This window comes from Spongiivirga citrea (assembly GCF_010671565.1).
Taxonomy (GTDB): domain Bacteria; phylum Bacteroidota; class Bacteroidia; order Flavobacteriales; family Flavobacteriaceae; genus Spongiivirga; species Spongiivirga citrea.
In genome coordinates, this window is record NZ_JAABOQ010000004.1 from 207,194 (window position 1) to 229,341 (window position 22,148).

25 protein-coding genes and 1 other RNA gene are annotated in these 22,148 nt (G+C 37.2%); 9 read left to right on the forward strand and 17 right to left on the reverse strand.

Going from position 1 to position 22,148, the window contains the following annotated elements; genetic code table 11:
- Window positions 1-30 precede the first annotated feature (30 nt).
- Complete coding sequence (dapA, locus tag GWK10_RS10375; protein WP_164032296.1) at window positions 31-906, reverse strand: 4-hydroxy-tetrahydrodipicolinate synthase; 876 nt, start codon at window positions 904-906, stop codon at window positions 31-33.
- 4 nt (window positions 907-910) lie between these two features.
- On the reverse strand, window positions 911-1,438 hold the full coding sequence (locus tag GWK10_RS10380; RefSeq protein ID WP_164032297.1) for a DUF6913 domain-containing protein: 528 nt from the start codon (window positions 1,436-1,438) through the stop codon (window positions 911-913).
- A 60-nt stretch (window positions 1,439-1,498) separates the two neighbouring features.
- Here GWK10_RS10380 and GWK10_RS10385 point away from each other — a divergent pair, with 60 nt between their 5' ends.
- From GWK10_RS10385 to GWK10_RS10395, 3 genes are read left to right on the forward strand one after another with little or no spacing between them, the layout of a single operon-like run.
- Window positions 1,499-2,257 carry a 5'-nucleotidase C-terminal domain-containing protein gene (locus GWK10_RS10385; protein WP_164032298.1) on the forward strand — a complete coding sequence of 253 codons (759 nt, stop codon included), beginning with the start codon at window positions 1,499-1,501 and terminating at the stop codon, window positions 2,255-2,257.
- Complete coding sequence (locus GWK10_RS10390) at window positions 2,254-3,168, forward strand: bifunctional metallophosphatase/5'-nucleotidase (protein ID WP_164032299.1); 915 nt, start codon at window positions 2,254-2,256, stop codon at window positions 3,166-3,168. The genes GWK10_RS10385 and GWK10_RS10390 overlap by 4 nt, the downstream gene beginning before the upstream one ends.
- Window positions 3,169-3,222: 54 nt before the next feature.
- Window positions 3,223-3,609 (forward strand): DoxX family protein, encoded by a 387-nt coding sequence (locus GWK10_RS10395; protein WP_164032300.1) that lies wholly within the window; start codon window positions 3,223-3,225, stop codon window positions 3,607-3,609.
- Between the two features lie 25 nt (window positions 3,610-3,634).
- Here the strand turns inward: GWK10_RS10395 and ligA are convergent, their stop codons facing one another.
- From ligA to nadC, 6 genes are all read right to left on the reverse strand, one after another.
- Entirely contained in the window at window positions 3,635-5,626 is a 1,992-nt protein-coding gene (ligA, locus tag GWK10_RS10400) for an NAD-dependent DNA ligase LigA (protein WP_164032301.1), read from the reverse strand.
- Between the two features lie 71 nt (window positions 5,627-5,697).
- A complete protein-coding gene (locus GWK10_RS10405; RefSeq protein WP_164032302.1) occupies window positions 5,698-6,279 on the reverse strand; it encodes an LOG family protein in 582 nt (193 codons plus the stop codon).
- Window positions 6,276-7,127 (reverse strand): peptide chain release factor N(5)-glutamine methyltransferase, encoded by an 852-nt coding sequence (gene prmC, locus GWK10_RS10410; RefSeq protein ID WP_164032303.1) that lies wholly within the window; start codon window positions 7,125-7,127, stop codon window positions 6,276-6,278. The genes GWK10_RS10405 and prmC overlap by 4 nt, the downstream gene beginning before the upstream one ends.
- 206 nt (window positions 7,128-7,333) lie before the next feature.
- Window positions 7,334-7,759 (reverse strand): DUF2147 domain-containing protein, encoded by a 426-nt coding sequence (locus GWK10_RS10415; protein WP_164032304.1) that lies wholly within the window; start codon window positions 7,757-7,759, stop codon window positions 7,334-7,336.
- Between the two features lie 18 nt (window positions 7,760-7,777).
- Window positions 7,778-8,785: a YihY/virulence factor BrkB family protein gene (locus GWK10_RS10420; RefSeq protein ID WP_164032305.1), complete on the reverse strand. Its 1,008-nt coding sequence runs from the start codon at window positions 8,783-8,785 to the stop codon at window positions 7,778-7,780.
- A gap of 3 nt (window positions 8,786-8,788) precedes the next feature.
- Window positions 8,789-9,646 carry a carboxylating nicotinate-nucleotide diphosphorylase gene (gene nadC, locus GWK10_RS10425; RefSeq protein ID WP_164032306.1) on the reverse strand — a complete coding sequence of 286 codons (858 nt, stop codon included), beginning with the start codon at window positions 9,644-9,646 and terminating at the stop codon, window positions 8,789-8,791.
- A 67-nt stretch (window positions 9,647-9,713) separates the two neighbouring features.
- Here nadC and rlmH point away from each other — a divergent pair, with 67 nt between their 5' ends.
- Window positions 9,714-10,187 carry a 23S rRNA (pseudouridine(1915)-N(3))-methyltransferase RlmH gene (gene rlmH, locus GWK10_RS10430; RefSeq protein WP_164032307.1) on the forward strand — a complete coding sequence of 158 codons (474 nt, stop codon included), beginning with the start codon at window positions 9,714-9,716 and terminating at the stop codon, window positions 10,185-10,187.
- Window positions 10,188-10,189: 2 nt separating this feature from the next.
- The gene (locus GWK10_RS10435) at window positions 10,190-10,780 is read left to right on the forward strand and encodes a non-canonical purine NTP diphosphatase (RefSeq protein ID WP_164032308.1); all 591 of its coding nucleotides are present in this window, start codon (window positions 10,190-10,192) and stop codon (window positions 10,778-10,780) included.
- A 25-nt stretch (window positions 10,781-10,805) separates the two neighbouring features.
- On the opposite strand, the gene GWK10_RS10440 is transcribed toward GWK10_RS10435, so the two are convergent.
- The 8 genes from GWK10_RS10440 to GWK10_RS10475 form a co-directional block, all read right to left on the reverse strand.
- A complete protein-coding gene (locus GWK10_RS10440) occupies window positions 10,806-11,729 on the reverse strand; it encodes an amidohydrolase family protein (RefSeq protein WP_164032309.1) in 924 nt (307 codons plus the stop codon).
- A gap of 146 nt (window positions 11,730-11,875) precedes the next feature.
- Window positions 11,876-12,412 (reverse strand): 1-acyl-sn-glycerol-3-phosphate acyltransferase, encoded by a 537-nt coding sequence (locus GWK10_RS10445; RefSeq protein WP_164032310.1) that lies wholly within the window; start codon window positions 12,410-12,412, stop codon window positions 11,876-11,878.
- Between the two features lie 5 nt (window positions 12,413-12,417).
- Window positions 12,418-13,479: an iron-containing alcohol dehydrogenase family protein gene (locus GWK10_RS10450; protein WP_239540743.1), complete on the reverse strand. Its 1,062-nt coding sequence runs from the start codon at window positions 13,477-13,479 to the stop codon at window positions 12,418-12,420.
- A 72-nt stretch (window positions 13,480-13,551) separates the two neighbouring features.
- Window positions 13,552-14,193: a CatA-like O-acetyltransferase gene (locus GWK10_RS10455; protein WP_164032312.1), complete on the reverse strand. Its 642-nt coding sequence runs from the start codon at window positions 14,191-14,193 to the stop codon at window positions 13,552-13,554.
- Window positions 14,180-14,881, reverse strand: coding sequence for an HAD family hydrolase (locus GWK10_RS10460; protein WP_164032313.1), 702 nt, complete (start codon window positions 14,879-14,881; stop codon window positions 14,180-14,182). Before GWK10_RS10460 ends, GWK10_RS10455 begins: the two co-directional genes overlap by 14 nt.
- Complete coding sequence (gene kdsB, locus GWK10_RS10465) at window positions 14,878-15,603, reverse strand: 3-deoxy-manno-octulosonate cytidylyltransferase (RefSeq protein WP_164032314.1); 726 nt, start codon at window positions 15,601-15,603, stop codon at window positions 14,878-14,880. The genes GWK10_RS10460 and kdsB overlap by 4 nt, the downstream gene beginning before the upstream one ends.
- Before the next feature lie 46 nt (window positions 15,604-15,649).
- Window positions 15,650-16,210, reverse strand: a complete 561-nt coding sequence (locus tag GWK10_RS10470; RefSeq protein WP_164032315.1) for a DUF4126 domain-containing protein — start codon at window positions 16,208-16,210, stop codon at window positions 15,650-15,652.
- 45 nt (window positions 16,211-16,255) lie between these two features.
- Window positions 16,256-17,686 (reverse strand): ATP-dependent DNA helicase, encoded by a 1,431-nt coding sequence (locus GWK10_RS10475; RefSeq protein WP_164032316.1) that lies wholly within the window; start codon window positions 17,684-17,686, stop codon window positions 16,256-16,258.
- Window positions 17,687-17,794: 108 nt separating this feature from the next.
- On the opposite strand from GWK10_RS10475, the gene GWK10_RS10480 reads away from it, so the two are divergent.
- Genes GWK10_RS10480 through rsmD form a run of 3 tightly spaced genes read left to right on the forward strand, consistent with a single transcriptional unit; the run spans window position 17,795 to window position 19,802 of the window.
- Window positions 17,795-18,445, forward strand: coding sequence for a hypothetical protein (locus GWK10_RS10480; protein WP_164032317.1), 651 nt, complete (start codon window positions 17,795-17,797; stop codon window positions 18,443-18,445).
- Entirely contained in the window at window positions 18,423-19,259 is an 837-nt protein-coding gene (locus GWK10_RS10485) for a DUF3822 family protein (RefSeq protein WP_164032318.1), read from the forward strand. The genes GWK10_RS10480 and GWK10_RS10485 overlap by 23 nt, the downstream gene beginning before the upstream one ends.
- Window positions 19,260-19,802, forward strand: a complete 543-nt coding sequence (gene rsmD / locus GWK10_RS10490) for a 16S rRNA (guanine(966)-N(2))-methyltransferase RsmD (RefSeq protein ID WP_164032319.1) — start codon at window positions 19,260-19,262, stop codon at window positions 19,800-19,802.
- A 19-nt stretch (window positions 19,803-19,821) separates the two neighbouring features.
- Here rsmD and rnpB read toward each other — a convergent pair.
- An RNA gene (gene rnpB / locus GWK10_RS10495) (RNase P RNA component class A) lies at window positions 19,822-20,139 on the reverse strand.
- A 123-nt stretch (window positions 20,140-20,262) separates the two neighbouring features.
- Here rnpB and GWK10_RS10500 point away from each other — a divergent pair.
- The gene (locus tag GWK10_RS10500; RefSeq protein WP_164032320.1) at window positions 20,263-22,095 is read left to right on the forward strand and encodes a DNA polymerase III subunit gamma/tau; all 1,833 of its coding nucleotides are present in this window, start codon (window positions 20,263-20,265) and stop codon (window positions 22,093-22,095) included.
- Window positions 22,096-22,148: the final 53 nt, after the last annotated feature.

The window sequence follows — 22,148 nt, forward strand, 5'->3', positions numbered from 1 at the left end:
AGTTAACTACAGTATTGTCTTCTTCGTCAATTACAGTCCATCAACAAAAGCTTCTAATCTGGCTCTTAAGTCTTGATTTGCTTTTACCAGTGGCAGTCTTACCACATTTTTTATGATGCCTCGATGCGTTAAAATGGTTTTAATTCCCGCTGGATTCCCATCTTCAAAGATCATTTTTATACCTTCCATTAGTTTATAGTACAATACAAAAGCTTCTTTGCTATTACCTTCTAAGCCGAGTTGTATCATTTTAGAAAACTCCACCGGCGTACCTTGTCCCATTACGGAAATCACCCCATCACCTCCTGACAAAGTAAGATTTAAAGCTAGATCATCATCGCCGGAAATTACCAAGAAATCGTCTGGCGTATCTTTTACCAATTGCATGCCTTGCATGATATTATTTCCAGCTTCTTTTACACCAATTAAATTTTCAAAATTGTTAGCCAATCGCACCACAGTTTCTGGCAACATATTCATTGACGTACGCCCTGGAACATTGTACATAATAATTGGTTTAGGCGATGCCAAGGCTATTTGCTCAAAATGGCGATATAGACCCTCTTGATTTGGTTTGTTGTAATAAGGAGAGACCGATAAAATAGCCGCAAAATCATTGAGATCTGTATTTTTAATGGTTTCAACTACCTGTGCCGTATTGTTGCCCCCAATACCCAAAACCATTGGTAAGCGATTATTGTTCGCCTTAGTAATTGTATCTATTACCAATTGCTGCTCAGTCTTATTCAAAGTTGCTCCTTCGCCCGTCGTACCTAAAACAACAAGGTAATTTACACCGCCTTCGATCACAAAATCGACTAAATTGGCAAGTGCTGTTGTATCAATTGAAAAATCATCATTAAACGGGGTGACCAAAGCCACTCCAGTTCCTCTAAGTGTATTCATTATTTTATATAATCTTTAAAATGGAAAGATACTTGAGTAGTTCTGACTCAAACGAATCGTAGTTCTTAATATCTGTTGAAATCACCAAATCGTTCAAACGTTTGTCAATACCCTCAAATCCTACTCGAAATGCCGCTTGGCTTTGCGCAGCGATTAACTGCGGACCCAAAAGGTCCGGATTATCGAAATAATTAATCAATAAGTCCATCGGATTCTCAGCAAAATGCTGCAAGGCAAAATGCTTTAATCGACCGTTCCAGCCAAAATCAGCTTCAGAAAACATTGTTTTATCAAAATTTGCATGCATCTTCGGATCGGAATGGTAACAGATAAGATTCAAATTAAAATTAGGCAGATCAATCGAGTTTGCCAGTCGTGAAAAAGCTTCGAAATCAGAAAATGATTCCGCATCAACGATGCATCCTACTTTATGAATACCGGTGGACTCATAATTGGTTTTAATATCGTCACGCGATAGCGCTTTCTTTAAAAAATTTTGACTCGTCTTTTTCTTAAGTGCCTCTAAAAACATGTATCTTTAAGCTGTGCTACAAATGTATGTAAAAAGCCTGTTTATTCACAAACCTTAAATATGAAAATACAACAAATTGTTTTATTTATAACTTTTTGTTTTCTAGTAGGATGTAAAAACACATCTCCACATCTTAAAACCATAGAAGCAAAACAACTTGCTATCGATGCTACCATTCCTAACGATCCGACCATCGACAGTATTGTAAAACCTTATCAAAAACGTGTAAATGAAGAGCTTAATCGTGTACTGAGTTATAGCTCTAAAGACATGCATAAAAATGATGGGCACTACGAAAGTACGATCGGCAATTTTATGGCAGATCTTTTATTGGAGCGGGCCAATGCCGTTTTAGAAAAAAGAGAAAATATTAAAGCCGATGTCTGTCTACTAAATCATGGAGGAATTCGATCTGCCATAGGAAAAGGTCCCATCAACATGCAACATATGTACGATGTCATGCCTTTTGAAAACACACTGGTCGCGGTTGAACTTAGCGGTGATAAAATTCAAGAAATGCTAGCTTATTTAAGTAAGGCCAAAAGAGCGCACCCTATTGCTGGGATGACCATTACCCTGGATAAAGACCTTAAGGTAGTCGATGCTAAAATAGGCGGTAAGAAAATTGACGAAAACAAAAATTATCTTGTCGCCACTTCCAATTTTTTATACCAAGGAGGTGATAATATGCACTTTCTGGCAAACCCTGTTAAGTACTATGAGTTAGACTATTTGATTAGGAATGCCATGGTCGATTATTTACAAAAGACTGATACTATCGATGTTTCTTTAGATAACCGCTTTATTCAACGGCAATGAAAAGAAGACAATTTATAGCAAATACGGCAGGCGGAGCTACCTATATGGCAATGGGAAGCGGAATATTACAAGCTTGCGCAACCGACCAAAAAAAGCATATAACGATTCTACATACAAACGATACGCATAGTCATATTGATGCTATTGAAGCCAATCATCCTCGATATCCTAATGCCGGTGGGGTAACAAGACGTGCCCAGCTGGTTGAAAAAATAAGACGGGAAAATGAACATACATTATTGTTAGATGCTGGAGATATTTTTCAGGGTACTGCCTATTTCAATTTTTATGGTGGTGAATTAGAATTTAAACTAATGAGTCATCTAAAATATGACGCTGCGACGCTTGGTAATCATGATTTTGACAATGGCATTGATGGATTATATGCTCAGTTACCCCATGCCAAATTCGATTTTTTAATAGCGAATTACGACTTTAAGAATACCGTTATGAATACGCATACTAAACCATATAAAGTGTACGTAAAAGATGGTATTCGTATTGGCATATTCGGTCTCGGCATACAATTAGATGGATTAGTAACTCAAAAAATGTATAAGGAGACGAAGTTTTTAGATCCCATTGAAATAGCTACTGATATGTCGCGTATTTTAAAAGAAGAAGAACAATGTGATTTGATCATTTGTTTATCTCATTTAGGGTACGAGTATCGGAACGATCCTAACAAACCATCTGACATGACCGTAGCTACCGCTACCAAGAATATCGATCTGATTATTGGCGGACATACACATACCTTTTTAGAACGCCCAACGATCGTAGATAATGCCGAAGGTAAAAAGGTTCTAGTAAATCAAGTTGGCTGCTGGGGGATTAATCTAGGTCGCGTAGATTTTTACTTTGATTCTGCAAAGAATAGTTCAGCTGAAGGAACTTCGATTATTGTTTAGTCCAAAGTGATTACTCAAATTATTGTAACTTTCATGAAGTAAACTAATTGACTAATGAAAAAGTACCTTCCTCTTGTGCTGCGGATTGTTGTGGCAGCAATTCTAATTCAAACCCTTAGATTCAAATTTACAGCGCATCCTGATAGTGTTTACATTTTTACTCAAGTCGGTCTTGAACCAACTGGTAGAATCGGGATAGGTGTAGTCGAACTTATTGCAGGTATTTTGTTGTTAATCCCAAAAACAATTTGGCTAGGAGCTACGCTAACTGTTGGTGTTATAGCCGGTGCAATCTTTATGCATCTAACCAAATTGGGCATTGAAATAAATGGTGATGGCGGTGTTTTATTTTATACTGCAATAGTCACTTTTTCGCTCGCACTAATTATATTGTGGATTTACAGGAAGCAAATACCAATAATTGGAGACAAATTTTCTTAGCGGATAGTTTTTGTTTTGGACAATTTTAAATCATTGCAAGAAAATCACCCTCAGAGATTAAAGGCACTCCCAAATTCTCTGCTTTGGTCTTTTTGCTCGGTCCCATTTTATCGCCTGCAACGACATAAGTCGTTTTTGATGATATAGATGATCCAACTTTACCACCATTATCTTCGATTAGTTTTTTAAGCTCAGTCCTAGATACTTTTTCAAAAACACCGGATACTACAAAAGTTTTACCAGCTAACACATCTGATTGGTTTTCGAGGGCTTCTTGAGATATTTGAAGCTGTACTCCGTAAGATTTTAATCTTTCGACAGTTTCCACATTTTTTTCGTTGGAAAAGAAATCTATTACACTTTCAGCTATTCTACCTCCAATTTCATCGACATTAGTAAGGTCCTCAGATGAGGCGCTTGCTAAATTTTCGATACTCTTATAATGCTTTGCAAGTTTCTTCGCGACTGTCTCACCAACATACCGAATACCCAAAGCAAATAACACCCGTTCAAATGGGATTTGCTTGGAGGCTTCAACACCTGCAACCAAATTCTCCGCTGACTTTTCCGCCATGCGTTCTAATGGCATTATTTGCTCTTTAGTCAACGTATATAGGTCAGCATAGTTGGTTATCAAATTTTCTTTTACAAGTAAAGCCACGGTCTCACCTCCTAGTCCTTCTATGTCCATTGCCTTACGAGAAATAAAATGCTGAATACGGCCGATAATCTGTGGCGGACAGCCCATGTCATTCGGGCAATAATGTTGTGCTTCGCCTTCTTTTCTGATTAAAGCAGTATCACATTCTGGACATGTACTTCGGTATATCGTTTCTTGAGAATTTGTCGGACGTTGACTTAAATCAACCTCGATTACTTTGGGAATGATCTCCCCGCCTTTTTCCACAAAAACAGTATCGCCTTCACGAATATCAAGTTTGGCAATTTGATCGGCATTATGCAAGCTCGCCCTTTTTACCGTAGTACCGCCCAACAAAACTGGTTGTAAATTGGCTACTGGGGTAATGGCACCAGTTCGGCCCACTTGATAACTTATCTCATTTAAAACCGTACTTACTCTTTCTGCTTTAAACTTATAAGCCATTGCCCAACGTGGAGCTTTGGCTGTATAGCCTAGCTCTTCTTGTTGATATAAATTATTAACTTTTATTACTACTCCATCAATTTCATACGGTAAATCATGTCGATGTATGTCCCAATATTCAACAAACTCTAAAACCTCATCAATACTGTTCACCAATTTTGCGACTTCTGGGACTTTAAAACCCCATTTTCTAGCTTTGCCCAAGCTCTCAAATTGGGTTTCTACTCCAAGCTTGGTTCCCGTTAGATTGTAAAGCAAACACTCCAAAGGTCTTTTAGCTACTTCACTACTATCTTGCAATTTCAGACTTCCCGATGCCGTATTTCTAGGATTCATATACGGGTCTTCACCATTTTCAACGCGCTCAATATTCATTTTTTCAAATCCGTCAAGAGGAAGGATAATCTCGCCGCGAATATCAAATTTCGGTGGGTAATCGCCTTTCAACTTTAAAGGCACTGATCGAATAGTACGAATATTAGTGGTCACATTATCTCCTTGAAATCCGTCGCCACGTGTTACAGCCTTTGTCAGCTGACCGTTTTCATAAGTCAAACTTATCGATGCGCCGTCATATTTTAATTCGCAGGTATACTGCACATCACCGTCGACCAATTTTTTAATACGTTTTTCCCAATCTTCTAAATCCTCCTTAGAATATGAATTATCCAGGGAATACATACGGTGTTCGTGCTGTATGGTCTCAAAGTTTTTGGTTACAGCTCCCCCTACCCTTAAGGTCGGTGAATTTACATCGTAAAACTCAGGATGTTTTGCCTCTAAATCTTGTAGTTGTTTTAGTAGGGTGTCAAATTCATAATCGCTTATAGTGGGATTATCTAAAACGTAGTAATTATAATTGTGCTGGGTAAGTTGTTCGCGTAATTGGTTAATCTGTTGTTCGGTGTTCATAATGCAAGCGGCAATGTACTTATAGAAGGTGTTGTTTTTAGATTAATTTCAAATTAAAGTGCAGGAATAGTTTAGGTCAACTCCTTTTTAATCCACTTAGGCACTTCAACTGGTTGGTAGTTATTCATTTTTTCAATTAAGCGTTCTATGTTATCATCAACGATCAACATTTCGAAATTGCTCATTTTTAAGAACCCTTTTCTGACCATATTCTCCAATAGGCCTAACATATCGTCATAAAATCCGCTTGTATTTAATATTCCCATGGGTTTTTGATGTAAACCTAATTGCCCCCAAGTAACCATTTCGAATAACTCTTCCAATGTTCCATAGCCACCAGGTAATGTAATAACTGAATCAGAAAGGTCATGCATCAGCAATTTACGCTCATGCATATTATTAGTCACATGCAGCTCTGTTAAACCTAAATGCACTACCTCTTTCAACTTTAAAAATTCAGGAATCACACCAATGACACGTCCCTTATTTTCAAGTGCACCCTGTGCCACTTTCCCCATAATACCGATCTTACCGGCACCATACACTAAATCAATATCATTGTTGGCCAAATAAGCACCTAACTGATAGCCCTGATCGATTATTTCGGTATCGTTTCCCTCACTACTTCCACAAAAAACTACACAACTTTTCATACTCTTATGGCTTTTATCATTCTTGGTTTCCCAAAGATATCGTTTTTAACAGTCACTTTGATAAAACCAGCCGCCTCACAAACTTCTTTTGTTTCTTCAGATAAATATTCATTGATCTCAAAATAGAGTTTCCCATTTGTTGAAAGAGAATTAAAAGCTAACTCTGCAATCTTTTTATAAAAAATAAGTGGATCATCATCAGACACAAAAAGTGCTTTATCAGGTTCGAATTGCAATACATTTTTTTGCATTAACTCCTTTTCCTGCTCCCGAACGTAGGGTGGATTAGAAACAATAATATCATAGCTTTCAACTAATGCATCGAGACCTAGAATATCAGTCTTTATAAAACTAACCTGCACATTATTTCTTTGCGCATTTTCAGCTGCCTGATCAATTGTTAGCTCATCTATATCAATTGCTGAGACGGCGGCCTTTTGAATATTTTTAGCCAAGGAAATGGCAATACAACCTGAACCAGTGCCAATATCTAAAATGGAAATTTCTTGTTCTAAACTCTGATGATCATCGATAATCCATTGCACCAAGTCTTCGGTCTCTGGACGAGGAATCAGCGTATGCTGGTTAACCTGAAAATCCAAACCAAAAAAATGGGTTTGCCCGATGATATATTGAATAGGTTCGTGATTATTCAAGCGAGATAAGGCAAGGTATAATGTTGTCTCTTCCTCCTTAGAAATCTGCAGGCTGTTGTCTAATGCAAGGCTAAGACGCGAAATACCAAAATGGTGCTCAGTTAGCATAAAAAAGAAACTCGACACTTCCTCACTTCCGTATTGGGCATCGAGTTCTTTGTGGAATATGTTTTTTAATTCGGTGAGTTTCAAATTGGAGTGTTTATATTGGATTTAGAATCGCTACGCTTCTAGATTCAAGACTCAAAACTTCCCTTTATGGGTAACACCTCACCTAACCTCTCCTCAAGGAGAGGAACAGTATTAGCTTTGATCGAAAAGTCCACCTGAAAGACCTTCTAAGTTCGCAAAAAGAGTTATTTCTTTTTTCTTGTTTCTTGACTCTTGCTTCTGATTTACTACTTTACCCGATACCAATTCTGAGTGCGGTATAAAAATGCGATATAGCCGCGTACATTCAATTTATTCGTATCATCTTCATCCACCCAAATCTTGCATTTATATTGTTTTCCTTTTTGTGGATCGAAAATGGTGCCGCCTTTATACTCTTCGCCGTTTTTCTTTAAATTCTTTATGATTGTAAGTCCCAAGATGGGTTTGTCCTTTTCATCACCTTCACATTTTTCGCACAAGACATCCTTTCTGTCTGGATTCAAGATTTCAACAATCTTACCATAAATCCTTCCACCATCTTCATAAATCTCTACAATTGATTTTGCTTCACCAGTTTCATCATCAATACTTTTCCATTTACCCATAACCGATTGAGCAGTTAAGGTTGCTGTTGAAACCAACAGCAGTGTCACTACTAATAGCTTTTTCATCTTTTTACAATTTTACATTTAATCAATATTCGCGTATATATCGGGTTTTTCTTCCTGCTGCTTATGACTTCTTTTAAGTCTACTTAAGGTAGCATTCAGCTCAAAACCAAGTAACAAAATATTGCAATTAAGCCATATATACACCATAAGAATAAGTAGTCCTCCTAATGCACCATACAACTCGTTATACCTTGCAAATTTATCAACATATATGCCAAAAAAGTAGGATGTGAGAATAAATAATAAAGTGGTCAGTAAAGCTCCTGCCGAAAAGAATTTAATCGATCTCCCTTCAGAAGTTCCAAAATAGAATAATGTTGTGGTGATTACATACGCCAGCATAATGAAGAATCCTATTTGTGCTGCTTTCACTCCAAAATCATCTCCAATATCGACATTCGTACCGTACTCTCTACCCGCATATTCGCTTAAATATTCTACCACATAAAACTCAAAATATACTAATGCAACAACACCAATTACTAGCAATACTGAAATTATTAAGCCAACCATAAGTGCGTATGCATACTGCTTAATAAAATTTCTAGTAAGCTCTACATGATACGAATTTTCAAAACTGCTAAAAATAGCGTTGATGCCATTTGCAATTAAAAATATTGATAAAATGAAAGCAGATGATAGTAAGCCTCCGTGTTTTTGCTCTTTTATTTGATAATAGATTTCCCCGAAATAATCGCTTGTTGCCTTTGGCAAGATCGATTCTAAAAACGCTAAAAACTCGATATCAAATTCAGTATGCTCGCCAGGTAAATTAACATAGGGCGCAGCAAAAGGGACAAGATTTACCAAGAAAATAACTAATGGAAAAAGCGCCATAAATAAACTAAAGGCGATTGCACTTGCTCTAGCCGAAAAAGCGCCTTTTACCACGCCGAGGACATACATCTCCAATAAATAATACAAGGAAAGCCCTTCAAAGCCTGGGATTTTTATTCGCTTAAAAAAACGAACAATGATGTTAATGATAGGTATGCGCTCTAGCCGTTCCTCAACCTTATCTGACATTTTTTAGACCGCTTTAAGACTAAGATCCATGTTATTCACTGAATGTGTCAATGCTCCTGAAGAAATAAAATCGACTCCACATTCAGCATAGCTGCGAATTGTTTCATCGGTTATACCTCCGGAAGATTCTGTCAAGCACCGATCACCAATAAGCTCCACGGCCTTTCTAGTATCATCATAATTAAAATTATCTAGTAGAATGCGATACACAGGTCCGGCATCAAGAATTTGCTGTACCTCATCTAGGTTTCGCGCCTCAACAATGATTTTTAGGTCTAACTTATTTTCTGCCAAATAGGATTTAGTTTTTGAAATAGCATTTGCGATACTTCCTGCATAGTCAATATGATTATCTTTAAGCATGACCATATCATATAATCCGAACCGATGATTAACACCGCCACCAATCTTAACGGCCCATTTTTCCAAAGCACGAAATCCGGGTGTCGTTTTTCTAGTATCTAAAATTTTGGTTTTAGTTCCTTTTAGTAATACAACATACTTATGTGTTTTGGTAGCAATAGCACTCATACGCTGCATTGAATTAAGTACCAATCGTTCGGCCTGTAAAATGGACTGCGAACTACCTTCAACATAAAAAACGATATCACCATGTTTTACAGCTTGCCCATCTTTAATTAGCACCTCTACTTTCAAATGAGGATCGACATGAGCAAAAATCATTCTAGCTAACTTGACTCCGGCGATAATTCCTTCATCTTTTACAAGCAATTTTGCCTTGCCTTCTTTCTCTAAAGGAATACAGGCTAAACTACTATAATCACCAGGTCCTACATCCTCACGGATTGCGTTGTGTATTATTAAATCGATTTCTTGGTTGAGATGCCTCTGACTAATCATTGTATCTAAGTTAGTTTTAATGACTTCTAAAGTAGCACAACCGCAAGAATAATGCTAATTTTATAGTATGAATATTTCATTGCTGGCGATCGGTAAAACCGATAAATCCGAACTAACTAGTTTAATTGATGACTACACGAAACGCCTAGGACATTATGTGAATTTTTCTTTGGATATTATTCCAGATATTAAGAATACCAAAAATCTAAACGAAGCACAACAAAAAGAAAAAGAGGGCGAACTATTGTTAAAAAAAGTAAAGTCCAGCGATTATGTAATTTTGCTTGACGAAAAAGGAAAGAATTATGATTCTGTTCAGTTTTCGGGCTTAATACAGAAAAAAATGAATGCTGGTTTAAAACAAGTCTTTTTTGTTATTGGTGGTCCGTATGGATTTTCACCTTCGGTATATCAACGAGCAAACGAGAAATTATCGCTTTCTAAAATGACATTTTCCCACCAAATAATACGTCTTTTTATGGTGGAACAGCTGTATCGTGCATTCACGATCATAAAAAATGAACCATATCACCACAGATAATTATGGATGACTCTATTGAGGAATTAGAACTTGTATTTGCAACGCATAATGAAAATAAGTTTATTGAAGTAGCTGCGCAATTACCAAATCATATTAAATTACTGAGTCTTGATGATATTGGATGCGTTGAAGACATTCCTGAAACGGGTGACACCATTGAAGAAAATGCCATTTTAAAGGCTGATTATGTAAAAGAGCATTATAAAAAAGATTGCTTTGCTGATGATACAGGGCTAGAAGTTGTTGCTCTAGAAGGAGCGCCGGGTGTATATTCAAAGCGCTATGCTGGTGATGACGCTACTGCTGATGATAATATGAATAAATTAATACAATCACTAGAACACATTACAAAACGTAATGCCACATTTAAAACCGTTATCGCTTTGGCTATTGGTGGTGAAAAAACTTTGTTTGTAGGCGAGGTAAATGGCAGTATTACTCACAAACGACATGGTGAAAAAGGTTTTGGCTATGACCCAATTTTTAAACCAGACGGATTTGAAGAGACGTTCGCCCAAATGTCACTCACTCAAAAAAGCGAGATTGGACATCGTGGAAGGGCTATGAGACAGTTGATAGACTATTTGAAATAAGAAGAGTGTTACCCACGACCTTTTGTTACTCTAACCCAAAAACTTTAATTGCGTTCTCATAATACATCTTTTGTAGCTCTTCCTGAGTAAAACCATATCTGTCCATTGTTTCGCGAGCCGGTTTTAGGTCAAAAACAGGAAAGTCCGAAGCGAAAAAGAATTGATCAATACCTATTTCTCTCATCGTCCACATAAGTTCCTCTTGTCTTGGAGAATCAATATATAAATCAGCTATTGCAGACAAATCAAAATAAACGTTGTTTTTATAGAATGGTCCTTTTGCAAAAACTGCGAACAACAACGTTTCATGAAATTGTGTGCCTCTCATATGTGCTAAAACTATTTTGGTATTAGGGTTAGCTAGCGCCAAATCCACAAATTTTCCAGTAGCACCACCATCGGAAGCTGAAATAGAATCAAAAATAACAGTAAGACCAAACTTTCCAGCAGTAGCTAGAACTTCATTAACATTAGGGTCCGTAAGTTCAAAACCTTGATAGAACGGGTGAATTTTTATAGCTTTTGCACCCAGCTTTGCAACCCTTTCTATTTCTTTCAGTGCTTCTTTACCATCCAACGGATGAACAGAACAGATTGGGAAAAATTCTGAATTTTCTTTTGCCAGCTTTAATATATAATCGTTGTGCTGACGCGTGACAGCTAAATTACCTTTGGGAACCATGCTCATAATTCCACATTTAGATACCCCGGCAGCTTCCATTTGACTTTTTAATTCATCAGCAGAGGCAGGAGTACTTGGATTTAAAGATAATTCTTGCCCTGGTAATTGTATGTGGGCATGTGTATCTATAATAGTCTTTATTGTCGAAGAATCAACATTTTCTATAGTAGTTTCCGCTTTTTGCTTCCCGATCGAAGAAGTATCCTTGGTGTTTTTGTTACAAGAAACTAGTATAATACATGCTAAGAAGTAAATTAAGGTTTTCATGGTTTTTTGATTTGGTTAATAATAGAGTGATTTTTAGCAGACATAATCTTTAGTAACTCGAAAGAATCTCAACTAATTCATTATCGCTTAGCTACTTAAAAGCAGCTTCTAAAGTAAAAGTACGAATTTAAATGCGCTTAAAGTGATTAGCTATATTCAGGAATCTTACCCTTCACCCCTTCATAAAACTTCATGATTTCGTCAATATCAGACTCCATATTGTCAGTCATTTCTATAGGATCAGCAATCTTAATGGTCTTTTTGCCGAAGTCAAAAGCAACTTTTATTACAGGAACATTAGCGGCACAGGCAATGTAATAAAAACCAGTTTTCCAAGTATCTACTTTCTTTCTGGTTCCTTCTGGAGCTAGTGCCAATCTAAACACTTCTTTTTTTTCAAAAATTTCAGCGATTTGTTGCACTTGATTCTTGTTTTCAGAACGTGTAATTGGTGCACCGCCCATCCATCGCAAAAGCCAACCAATGGGCGGTCTAAATAGTGAAGCTTTCCCTATAAAATTAATTTCTTTTTTGACCACGGCTCGAATAAGAAATCCTAAAAACAAGTCAAGCCAATGCGTATGTGGCGCGACAACAATAATACATTTAGGAATATCTGACAACTCACCTTCCAGCTTCCACCCAAGCAGTTTGAAATAGATAAATCGGGCGATTGCCTGCATACAACTTACATTTTTTCGTAGAGACCCCTTAATTTTTCTGGAGTCACTGTTTTTCTCCAATCAACACCTACAGCATTTTCCCAAAGAGGACCTAATCCCATAGCAACTTCGATCATAGTATCGAAATCTTCGTCACTTAAATTGGAGCAAACACCTTGCGGTATGGTAATATTATGTTTCTTAACCATTTCCTTGAATTCCGCCACACCCTCGGGGTAAAATTCTTCTAAATGATCAAAAACAATACAGTTTCCTACACCATGGCGTGTTCCTAATAAGTAAGACAAACCATAACTCATTGCATGTGCAACACCAACTTGAGAATAAGCAATACTCATACCTCCGTGCCAACTTGCCATCATTAACTGGTCCTGACTTTCATCATCAACAACTGATTTATGGGTAAAAACATCACGACATAAATCCAGTGCTTTTTCGCCATAACTCTTACTAAAGGCATTTAAATAAGTACCATTTAAAGATTCAATACAATGTATATAGCAGTCCATTCCTGTATAAAACCATTGTTTGGTATCAACTCCTTTGGTTAATTCAGGATCTAAAACTACTTGATCAAATGGTGTGTAATCAGAATTAATTCCCAATTTCTTTTTCGGCCCAGTTAACACCGTAGTTCTTGAGACTTCAGCTCCTGTTCCTGAAATAGTTGGAATTCCGACATGATAAACCGCTGGATATTTTACTAAATCCCAACCTTGATAATCAGCTGAACTACCAGGATTGGTCAACATAATTGATACTGCCTTAGCCAGATCCATTACTGTACCACCACCAATGCCAATTATTCCTTCGGGCACTTCGGCAGTGCGACTAAATATAGTTTCGCGTAAGGAATCTACCTGAATGGTTTTAGGTTCATTATCTGCATTAATAAAAATGATATGGTCGCGGTCTCGTTTTGGAATTCGTTTTATAAATGCATCATTGGTTGAGAATACATCATCTACCAAAAAAACCATCGGACTTTTAGGTGAGCTTCTTTTTTCGGCTAGTATTTGATCTAGTTGATCAAAACTTCCGCGGCCGAAAACCACCCTAGGTACCATAGGAAAATTTTTATACATCATATTAGTTCTTGGTCTATTTAGGTTCTGCAAAACTATTAAAAGAATTACAGATTAATTGGTTGTTTTGTTTAAATGATTTTGAAAGCGCTGGTAAAATGTCCCTATATCTGAGCCGTCTACCAATGCATGGTGCACATGTATAGATACAGGCATTAGTAATTGGTTGTCTCGTTCCTGTATTTTTCCAACAGATATTTTCGGAATTGAATCCTTAAACCCGCTGTGCATGGCATGGGACAAGCTTGTAAAATGAACCCAGGGTATCGCAGAAAAGTGTATAGTTCCGATATTTCCGTTGGAAGGCACTAAGCCCTCACTATTTTGAACTCTATCTATTTCTTGCTGCGTGTTTGCCTGAAATACATCAAAATCGGAATCATAATCAATGTATGAAAATCCAAAAGTGCCGTTAGGCCGGTTAATCGTAGCCGATGCTCCTATTTTTTCATGGATTGATACCTCACCCTCATCATCAATGCGATATTTTAATGATTCTATTTCATTAACCGCGGTGAAGCACTTATGTAAATACCATATAAAAAATGAGTTCTTAGTAGCGTCACAGAATTCTCTAGCAATCTTAACATCAACATTCGCCGTCAAACCATAAAAAGGCTTGTCAAAATCCTTATAAAAATTGAAATGGTCTTTGCGTACCCAAGTATCAATATTTAGTTTTTTAATACTTGACATACTCTAAAATATCTTTAATGCTACTTGCTGTAATAAATTGATCTTCATGTTTTGTGCTAGTGGCTACCTGTTCATGTACCCAGGTGGTGTGAAATGGAACGTGGATTGCCTGAGCTCCAATATTGAGCAGCGGTAAAATATCCGATTTTAAAGAATTACCAATCATTAAAAAATGAGCCGGCGTTATATCAAGATGTTTTAATAAACTAGTATAGTTTTCCTCTTTCTTTTCACTTAAAACTTCTATATGATGAAAGTATTTAAGTAAACCTGATCGTTCGAGCTTTCGTTCTTGGTCCAGCAGATCGCCTTTTGTGGCAACTATGAGTTTATATTTTTTTGAAAGTGTTTCTAAAACCTCATGAACCCCATCCAATAACTCAACTGGCTTTTCGATCATGTTCTTACCGATATCGAGAATTTTATTAATCGTTTCGTTAGACACCTTATTATTAGATAGAACTAAGGCCATTTCAACCATAGACAACATGAACCCTTTAACACCGTAGCCATATAATGGAAGGTTCTCCATTTCCATTTTAAAGAGTTCTTGATCTATCTTATTCGGAGTTTCGTATTGCGAAAGTAGTTTTGCAAATTCTTCTTCTGCCTCCCGAAAATATGTTTCATTTACCCACAAGGTATCATCAGCATCAAAGCCGATTACTTCTATCTCATCAAAATTCATAATAGTTCTCTTGCTCGTTCCAAGTCTTCAGGCGTGTCGATCTCAACCCCTTCAACATTACTTTCTACCATTTTGATCTTTTTCCCATATTCTAAATATCGAATTGCCTCAATTTTCTCCGAAGCTTCCAATGTCAACATCGGTGAGTTATGAAAATCGAGAATGGCCTGCTTTCTAAATGCGTAAACACCTTTATGCTTGTAATAGGTAACTCCGACATTTTTATCTCGAGGATACGGTATAGGAGAACGTGAAAAATAAAGCGCAAAGTTATTTTGATCGACAATTACCTTTACTGTATTGGGGTTATTAATCTCGTCGATATCACTAATTGGAGACATGATCGACGCAAGATCGATCTCTTTTTTAGAATCATCCTTAAAAACATTCAAGACCTTCTCTAAAGCTGTACGCTCTGTAAAAGGCTCATCGCCTTGCACATTAACTACGATATCAATATCAAGATCAGCAACGGCTTCTGCTATTCGGTCTGATCCACAATCATGTTCAGCAATGCTGATTATTGCTTTGCCTCCATTATCGACTATTTCTTTGTAGATAATATCGCTATCGGTAACTACAAAAACATCGTCGAATAACTTGGTTTCGACAGTGGCTTCGTATGTTCTTAAAATAACTGATTTTCCTCCAAGATCTTGCATTAATTTTCCTGGAAATCGGGATGCCGCATAGCGGGCTGGAATCATTGAAATTACTTTCATTGGTCGGGTCTATAATACGACATAAAAGTAGCTATTATTCGTGTATTTAAGTGACTTTGTGTCGAAGCTTTTTATAAAATATCCGCACAATCAAGATGATAATGACCGTTAGTATAAAAGCGAGGATTGGAATAAAAACTGAAGTTACTGATAGGATTCCTGCTGTAGCTGTTTCGACAGTCGATACAGCTGGATTACCAAGCCCTCCTGTTGTTGCTGTACTGGCCAATCGTGTAGCGGCTGAAGTACTTGCAATAGCCGTCGCGGTTCCTCCGCCAGCAATAATGGCAAGCGACCAGGTAATAACTGGGTCTAAATCTGCCATCGTAGCTACCATAACCGCGGTTCCAGCAATTGCCGCAAGAGGCACTGCAACACTATCTAACAAATTATCAACCCAAGGAATGTAGTATGCAAAAATCTCAATTACTGTGGCCACACCTAATACGATTAGCGCTGTCATGCTACCTACCCACATCCAACTTTCGTTAAGTGGAATATGTCCTAGATGTGCCGCCAAGCTAAGTGCAAACAAGGGCACAAAAACGCGAAAGCCTACTGAAGCAGCTAGCCCCACCCCTAAAAAGATACTTAAAATGGTATCCATTGTTCTGTTTATTTAGATTTTGAAATAAAGTTACTATTTCATTTTTTAATCCGTCTCCTCGAAAAACTCTTTTTTAAATCCAATCAGATACAATCTGTCTTTAGCTCGAGTTACGGCCGTATACAACCATCTTAAATACTCACGATCTACGCCATTCGGCAAATAAGGCTGCTCAACAAAAACAGTACTCCATTGTCCTCCTTGTGATTTATGACAAGTAATAGCATAAGAGAATTTTACTTGAAGTGCATTAAAGTATTTATTCTTTTTAACCTTTAGAAATTGGCGGTATTTAGATCCTTCATCCGCATAATCCTGCATCACCTCTTGATATAATTTGTTGGATTCTTCATACGACAATGAAGCAGACTCTGCACTAATAGTATCCAACAATAAAACCGTCTCAAAAGGTTTTTGATTAGGATAATCGACCATTCTGACCTTTACTTCTGCAAAGTTGAATCCGTATAACTCTTTAATACCGAATATCTCTAGAATCTCGATAATATCACCATTGGCTATAAATCCAGCATCACTGCTTTCTTTTAACCAGAAGTAATTATTTTTAACCACCATCAAATAATCTCCCGCCGTAATTTCATGTTCGTTGAATAAAATGCGACTTCGTATTTGCTGATTGTACAAATTGGCGCGTTTATTCGATCGGACAATGATTGCAGTATCTTCCTTTCCGTAAGTATCGTAGGCATCGTTAATCGCGTCTAAAATCTCGTTACCTTCAATAAGTCTTACAATATCTGTAAACCCATCGAGATTGAATTTAAACTCGTCAAAAAAAGATGATGCCAACTGCTCTCTTAATAATGTAGCATTAAAAAGAATACCAGAATCTTGTTGCTGACGCACTACTTCATCCATTTCAATTTGAGTGACATCCTTATTAAATGAAAGCGAGAGTTTATCGGCATCTAGAGCGGGACTCAATTCCAACTTCACAGGAGGTAACTGAGCCGTATCGCCTATTAACAACAACTTACAATTGTGACCCGAATAAACATACATCATTAGATCATCTAGCAAACTTGCGTTTTCAAACAACTTAGAATCTGCAGGAATATCAGGAATCATAGACGCCTCATCCACGATAAAAATGGTGTTTCTATGCTTATTTTGTTGTAGTTGGAATGAAACACCTCCATTCGCCTCCTTTTTAGGAAAGTAAATTTTTTTATGAATTGTAAACGCTTTTGAATTGCTGTAGTTGGTTATAACTTTAGCTGCGCGACCTGTGGGGGCCATCAAAACCGTTTTTAACTTGACATTCCACAAATTTGTGACAATTGTAGATATCATTGTCGTTTTTCCTGTACCGGCGTATCCTTTTAGCAGAAATAAACCGTCCTTATTATCGGATAATAAAAATTCTGATAATTGATTTAACACCGCCGCTTGGGTAAGGGTGGGTTCGTGCGGAAATTTCTTCTGGAGCAATGCGTGGAAAGAACGACTATCCATTAAGGGTATTTAGCATCAAAGATAGCAATGCTTTTTTGGTTAAAAACTTTTGCGATTAAAAAAAAATTGTAGATTTGCGTGTAACACTAATTAAATTTTAGCAAACAAATGAAACGCATCATTCAGATCGCTCTTTGGTTAATCAGTATTGGCCTCGTATATCTTATCTATGACTCGATTAACGCTCCAATACGTTTTGGAAAAGTTAAAAAAGAGCGTTACACCGAGGTGATTGAGCGTTTAAAAGATATTAGAGATGCGCAGATTGCTCATCGTACTGTAACTGGAAAATTTGCAAATGATTTTAACGGATTAATTCAATTCGTTGATACTGCGAAATTTACGCTAACAGAAACAAGAGATTCTAGTTATATGGAATATGATGAGAATTTCCGTATTGACATGTTACGTGAAGTAAAGGTGATCGACACTTTAGGTTTTGTTGCAGTTAAAGATTCATTGTTTAAAAACTCTGACCGATACAAGCAACTAGAGATCGTTCCATCGGCTAAAGAGGGAAGTAAATTCACCATGAAAGCGGATCAGATTGATAAAAACGGATTTAAAATTGCTGTTTTTGAGGCAAGAGTTCCAAAAGATTTTATACTCCACGATCAACCTGACTATTTATTACAGCAAGAAAAGGAACATATTTCTGTAGAAGAAGTAAACGGAGCCGACATTGTTGTTGGGTCTTTGGGAGAGGTAAGTACCAATGGTAACTGGCCAACCATTTATGACACCCCCCAAGATAATTAATAGAAATATAGAAGATAATACACTTCTAGAACTGTCCATTCAGCTTAGCTTGGGTGGACTTTCTTTTTGTATTCTAGATAAGTCTATAAATACATTAGTTCATTATACGTCCTTTCCTTTTCATGAGGTTGCTACACCAAATCAATTATTAGACAAGGTAAAAAGAGTATTTGCAAGCTCGTTAGTATTGCAACAACCCTTTCAAAAGGTCAAAATAATTTATGTTAATGAACTAAATAGTTTTGTTCCCACCGCACTTTTTAGTGATAAGAATCTCGAGGATTATTTAAAATTTAACACTAAGGTATTGCCCAATGATTTCATCACATTTGATGTTTTAAGTAATACTGAAATGGTGAATGTTTATATCCCCTATGTCAATATCAACAATTTTATTTTTGAACAATATGGCACTTTCGAGTACAAGCATTTTGCTTCCTTGCTTGTCAACTCAATCTTAAATACCGCGCCTTCTGATGAACAGGCTGCAGTATATGTTTATGTGCATGACCAACAGTTTGATGTTGTTGTTGTAAAACAGCGTAAGCTACAGTTATTCAATACATTTAAGCATACCAATAAAGAAGATTTTATATACCATCTTTTGTTTGTCGCTGAACAATTAGGATTGAATCCAGATAAATTTCCATTATACTTTTTAGGTGACGTTAAAAAGGATGATGATTTATATGAAATTGCCTACACCTATATAAGGAATGTAGATTTTGGTAAACGAAATGATATTTTTGAGTATAAAGAAGAGCTCGCCCCTCCTACCGATCACGAGGACTATGTATTACTAAACTCGTTCTAAATGCGTATCATCTCAGGGAAATATAAAGGAAAAAGACTTACAGCACCTTCAAAATTACCTGTTAGGCCTACAACGGATATGGCTAAAGAAGCTTTATTTAATATCCTTAATAACCGATTTTATTTTTCAGAGCTACGAGTGTTGGATCTTTTTGCAGGAACTGGAAATATTAGTTTTGAATTCGGAAGCCGCGGAGCTGAACAAATTACAGCAGTTGACAGCTATTATGGGTGCGTAAAGTATATTGATAAAACCGCAAGCGAATTAGAGCTCCCTATTCAAGCTATTAAAAGTGATGTTTTTTCGTACTTAGAAAAAGTACCTACTAAAAGTAATCTCATTTTTGCCGATCCGCCTTACGATTTTAGCAAAGAACAATTTGAAAGGATAGTGACACTGGTTTTCGAAAATGACCTTTTAGAAGAAGATGGTGTATTAATAGTGGAACACTCAAAACATACCGATCTTTCGCAAAATGCATTTTTGCAAGAAGCAAGAAAGTATGGGGGCAGTGTCTTTAGCTTTTTTGAAAAACAGGAATAGGCCGAATAGTTTTACAAATAAAAAAAGCAGGTCATAAGCCGGATTCTGTAACTTAGTAAACTAAGCCCTTATCATTTATCTAGTCCTAACGTTACCGCTAGGATCTAACCGCCTACCCTCCGACTCGAGCGCGCAGCCCTCAAATGTCGGTTTACATGGCGTTGCACCGCGTAGAGTTTACCTGATTTCACTACAGCATTATCTGTACATTCTTTCTGTTGCACTGGTCCTACCTCAATTTACATTGAGGTGACGGGTGTTACCCGCTACGCTGCGCTATGGTGTCCGGACTTTCCTCACTGACGCTAGCCGTCAGAGCGATAAGGAGACCTGCTCAGGCAAATATACCGCTTTCACGTAGTGTCCATCTATCAATAAGACAAGAATTTTCTGTTAATAACTCACAACAAATAAAAAGTCATTCATTTTTATAATTATCCGCATTGTTTAATTTTGTTTTGTGGAGCATTTTATAGTATCAGCCAGAAAATATAGACCCCAAGCATTTCAAGATGTAGTGGGGCAACAGGCTATTACCAATACGCTATTAAATGCCATAAATAATAATCATTTGGCGCAAGCACTTTTGTTCACAGGGCCACGTGGTGTTGGTAAAACCACTTGTGCACGTATTCTCGCCAAAATGATCAATAGTGATGGTACTGAAAGTCCAGATGAGGATTTTGCCTTCAATATTTTTGAGCTGGATGCAGCTTCTAACAACTCCGTTGATGATATAAGAAGTCTTATCGATCAGGTGAGAATACCACCACAAGTTGGGAAGTATAAAGTGTATATTATTGACGAGGTTCACATGCTGTCCTCTAATGCATTTAATGCATTTTTAAAGACACTGGAAGAGCCACCAAAACACGCTATTTTTATTTTAGCGACTACTGAAAAACACAAGATTATCCCTACTATTCTGTCGCGCTGTCAAATATTCGACTTTAAGCGTATAACAGTAGGCGACGCAAAAGAATATCTAAAATACATTGCCGGGTTACAAGGAGTTGAAGCGGATGATGATGCTTTACACATCATCGCCCAAAAAGCAGATGGTGCCATGCGCGATGCTTTGTCCATTTTTGATCGAGTAGTTAGTTTCTCAGGAAACAATTTAACAAGACAAGCCGTATCTGAGAATCTGAATGTATTAGACTATGAAACCTATTTTACGTCTACAGATCTGATACTTAAAAACAATATTCCGCAGCTACTATTACAATTTAATGAGATTACGGCAAAGGGATTTGACGGTCATCATTATGTTACAGGGCTTGCATCTCATTTCAGGGATTTAATGGTCTGTAAAAACGAGGCTACTATTTCACTATTAGAGGTAGGCGAACAAACAAAGGCGAAGTATTTAGAGCAAAGCCGGAAAACAAGTTTATCATTCTTACTAAAGGCGATTGATTTGGCCAATTCAACCGATCTTAAATATAAGGCGAGCAAAAATCAGCGTTTGTTGGTAGAGTTATGCCTCATGCAACTCGCTTCTATTCTTGCACCTGCTGATCAAAACGATCAACAGGAAAAAAAAAATGACAAACCTCGCATAATTCCGCCTGCACATTTCAAAGGTTTTCAAATTGATCTTCCTCAAAAACGAGTAGAAACTGTTGAAAAAGCTATTGAAAAGCATGCAGAGTCAACTCCACCAATCCAGGAGCCTAGTAGTTTACCTGCTGCAACAATAGATACTCCCTCTGATTCTCCAATAGCTAGTGAGCCTATAGCGAAAACCGAACCAATTCCTATAGAAACAAAAGAGGCAGTTGAAGAAGTTAGTCCGACTCCTAAAACTCCGAAATTAAATATCAGTAGCAAGCGGGTTTCTGGCTTGTCTTTGTCTAGCATTAGTAGAAAGAAAGAGCACGAAAAAAGCAAAGAAGACCGACAAGTTGATGAAGAGAACCTCCCTACTGAACCTTTTACCGAGAAACAGGCGCAGGATGCTTGGGAGGCCTACATAAAAAAGCTACAAAATAAGGGCCAGAAAAATATGGCATCAATCGTTGGTATTGATCAGCCTGTTTTACGGGATAAGAAAACACTAGTTGTTGAGTATCCTAATGATACCATGCGGGTGGAACTAGAACGTTCCAAGGCACCATTGCTCAAGTTTCTGCGTGCTCAGCTCCAAAATTACGATGTTGATATTCTAGTTGAAGTAAATGAAACAGCGACTAAAAAGTATGCTTTTACCCCACGTGAAAAATACGAAAAGCTTAAGGAGAAAAATCCGCTTATCGAAACTTTGAGGCAGACATTTGATTTGGATATTTAGTGTTTTCACATCAAAGAGTTAATACCACTTTCACAAGTAATTTACGATCTTGA